Below are 1,211 nucleotides of genomic sequence, written 5' to 3' on the forward strand. Positions count from 1 at the left end.
TATACAATCACAAGATTATGGGAAGTATCAGACTGTTCGAATAACACTACGAGTCATACTCAAGTAATTACTGTAGAAGACACTACTGCGCCAATATTCGTTGAAACACTACCAGCAGATACAACAGTGAGTTGTGATGCAGTACCAACAGCAGTAGTCTTAACAGCGAATGATAATTGCGATGCATCAGTAACTGTAAATTATACAGAGACGATCACAGGACAAGATGATGGATGTGCATCGAGTTATACAATTACAAGGTTATGGGAAGTATCCGATTGTTCAAATAATACAACGAGTCATACACAGATAATAACAGTAGAAGATACTACAGCACCAGTATTTGTAGAAACACTACCAACAGATACAACAGTTAGTTGTGATGCAGTTCCAATAGCAGTAGTCTTAACAGCGAATGATAATTGCGATGCATCGGTAAATGTAAATTATACAGAGACGATCACAGGACAAGACGATGCCTGTGCTTCAAGCTATACAATCACAAGATTATGGGAAGTATCAGACTGTTCGAATAACACTACGAGTCATACTCAAGTAATTACTGTAGAAGACACTACTGCGCCAATATTCGTTGAAACACTACCAGCAGATACAACAGTGAGTTGTGATAATATTCCACCAGTAGATGTATTAACAGCCTCAGGAAATTGTGAACCTTCATTAGATGTGATTTTTACAGAGACAATAACAGGGCAAGATGATGGATGTGCTTCAAGCTATACAATTACAAGGTTATGGGAAGTATCAGACTGTTCAAATAACACTACGAGTCATACCCAAGTAATTACTGTAGAAGACACCACTGCGCCAGAATTTGTTGAGAGTTTACCTGCAGATGTTACAGTAAGTTGTGATGCAGTTCCAGACGCAGTAGTCTTAACAGCGAATGATAATTGCGATGCATCCGTAAGCGTAAACTTCACAGAGACGATCACAGGACAAGATGATGGATGTGCATCTAGTTATACAATTACAAGGTTATGGGAAGTATCAGACTGTTCAAATAACACTACGAGTCATACCCAAATAATTACTGTAGAAGACACCACTGCTCCAGTATTCGTGGAGAGTTTACCTGCAGATACAACAGTAAGTTGTGATGCAGTACCAGATGCAGTAGTCTTAACAGCGAATGATAATTGCGATGCATCCGTAAGCGTAAACTTCACAGAGACGATCACAGGACAAGA

1 protein-coding gene is annotated in these 1,211 nt (G+C 39.2%); it reads left to right on the forward strand.

Annotated features, from left to right (window positions below; translation table 11 throughout):
- Positions 1-1,211: HYR-like domain-containing protein (locus tag ACYEKI_RS21195; RefSeq protein WP_459213213.1), on the forward strand; the 1,211-nt coding region annotated here is incomplete at both ends.

It is taken from the genome of Aquimarina rhabdastrellae, from assembly GCA_947387485.1.
In the GTDB taxonomy this organism is placed as follows: domain Bacteria; phylum Bacteroidota; class Bacteroidia; order Flavobacteriales; family Flavobacteriaceae; genus Aquimarina.